At 65.6% G+C, this 2,305-nt stretch carries 3 protein-coding genes; all 3 read left to right on the forward strand.

Annotated elements, in window-relative coordinates; genetic code table 11:
• Nucleotides 1-753: flagellar biosynthetic protein FliR (fliR, locus tag B3873_RS01105; RefSeq protein ID WP_286863628.1), on the forward strand; the 753-nt coding region annotated here is incomplete at its 5' end.
• A 132-nt stretch (nt 754-885) separates the two neighbouring features.
• Entirely contained in the window at nt 886-2,100 is a 1,215-nt protein-coding gene (locus tag B3873_RS01110) for an efflux RND transporter periplasmic adaptor subunit (RefSeq protein WP_286863629.1), read from the forward strand.
• A 7-nt stretch (nt 2,101-2,107) separates the two neighbouring features.
• Nucleotides 2,108-2,305: ATP-binding cassette domain-containing protein (locus B3873_RS01115; protein ID WP_286863630.1), on the forward strand; the 198-nt coding region annotated here is incomplete at its 3' end.

Genomic DNA, 2,305 nt, shown 5'->3' on the forward strand with positions numbered 1-2,305 from the left:
TGGCCGACCACGCGCATCCTCGGGCTGCTGTCCATCGCCCCGCCCTTCGGCAGCGCCAGCGTGCCCATGCTGGTCAAGATCCTGCTGGGTATCGCCATCGGCGCGGTGCTGGCACCGGATGTGCCGATTCCGCCGGCCATCGATCCGATGTCGATGACCGGGCTGCTGATCCTGCTGCAGCAATTGCTGATCGGCCTGTCCATGGGCTTTGCCATGCGCGTGGTGTTCGCCGCCGTGGAAGCGGCGGGTGAACTGACCAGCTCCACCATGGGCCTGTCCTTCGCGGCCTTCTTCGATCCCCAGACGCAGGGCCGTACGGCCGTCATCAGCCAGGTGTTCTCGCTGCTGGCCACCATGGTGTTCATCAACCTGAACGGCCACCTGCTGCTGTTGCAGGTGATGGCAGAGAGCTTCCACACCCTGCCCATCACGGGCGTGCCGATCACCACCGAGGGCTTCCATCAGCTCGGCCTGTGGGGGGCCAAGGTCTTCAGCATGGGACTGCAGTTGTCGCTGCCGCTGCTGATCGCACTGCTCATCACCAACTTCGCCCTGGGCATCCTCACCCGCGCCGCGCCGCAGCTGAATCTCTTCGGGATCGGGTTTTCGATTACCATGCTGGCGGGATTCATCCTGATCGCCTTCGCCCTGCCCTACATGCTCACCCCGCTGCAGCGCTTCCTGTCCGATGGCGTCGAGATGGTCCGCCTGCTGGGCAGCGTGCCGCCGGTCAATGCGCTGCCCAAACCGTAAGCGGCAAGCTTTGCTTGCACAACATTTACGTCTGCTGACACACGCACGGCAGCGACGGCCTCACAATGACGCCTTTGCCTGCGGCACCGCTGTGCGTCCGGCCGACCCTGTGGCCGCCCCTCATTTTCTCGCATGAATATCGCCTACTTCCGCCGCCCCAAGATCCTGCTCCTGAGTCTCGCCGCCCTGCTGGCCGGGGGCTACCTTGTGCATCGCGCACTCACTCCGCCAGCGCCGCCCAGCTACCTGACCGCCACCGCGTCCGTGGCCGATATCCAGGACGTGGTCCTGGCCAGCGGCACCGTCAAGGCCTACAAGCAGGTCAGCGTGGGCGCGCAGGTGTCGGGCCAGATCAAATCGCTCAAGGTGGCGCTGGGCGAGCGCGTCAAGAAGGGCCAGCTGGTGGCCGAGATCGATTCCCTGACCCAGGCCAATGCCCTGGCCAGCGCCGAATATTCGCTGCAGAACCTGCAGGCCCAGCTGCGCGCCAAGGAAGCCACGCTGAAACAGGCGCAACTGGCCTATGCGCGCCAGCAGATGATGCTGGCCGGCGACGCCAGCTCGCGCGAGAACTTCGAGACGGCCGAAGCCACCCTCAACTCCACCCGTGCCGACATCGCCGCCCTGCAGGCGCAGATCAAGGACGGTGCCATCAAGGTTGACACCGCCCGCCTGAACCTGGGCTACACCCGCATCACCGCCCCCATCGATGGCGAAGTGGTCGCCATCGTGGCCCAGGAAGGCCAGACCGTGAACGCCAACCAGTCCACCCCGACCATCATCAAGGTGGCACGCATGGATACGGTCACCATCAAGGCGCAGATCTCGGAAGCCGACGTGGTACGCGTCAAGCCCGGCCTGCCGGTGTACTTCACCATCCTCGGCGACCCCGAGCATCGCTACCGCACCACCCTGCGCGCCATCGAACCGGCACCGGACTCGATCCTGCAGGATGACACCACCACCAGCACCACCAGCACTACCACCAGCAGTTCCAGCTCGACGGCGATCTACTACAACGGCCTGCTGGACCTGCCCAATCCCGATGGCAAGCTGCGCATCTCGATGACCACCCAGGTCAACATCGTGCTCTCCGAGGCCAAGGACGCGCTGGTAGTGCCCTCCACGGCGCTGGGTGCGAAGGATGCTCAGGGCCGCTACACCGTGCGCGTACTGGATGCGCAAGGCCTGGCCCAGGAGCGCCAGGTGCGCACCGGCATCAATACCAATGCCCAGGTGCAGATCATCGAAGGACTGAAGGCCGGCGAGCGCGTCGTCACCGGCACCGCCGTACCGGGCACGGCGGACAGCAGCAGCGAACATCGCGGTCCGCCGCCGGGCATGTAAGGTGGCCATGACGACGCCATTGCTGCAACTGCGCGCACTGCGCCGCGACTTCCCGGCCGGGGATGACACCATCACCGTGCTCAACGACGTCAACCTCGACATCGCCGCCGGAGAAATGGTCGCCATCGTCGGGGCCTCCGGTTCGGGCAAGTCGACGCTGATGAACATCCTTGGCTGCCTCGACCGGCCCACCAGTGGCACCTAC

The organism is Herbaspirillum sp. UBA812, from assembly GCF_002296545.1.
In the GTDB taxonomy this organism is placed as follows: Bacteria; Pseudomonadota; Gammaproteobacteria; order Burkholderiales; family Burkholderiaceae_D; genus Herbaspirillum; species Herbaspirillum huttiense.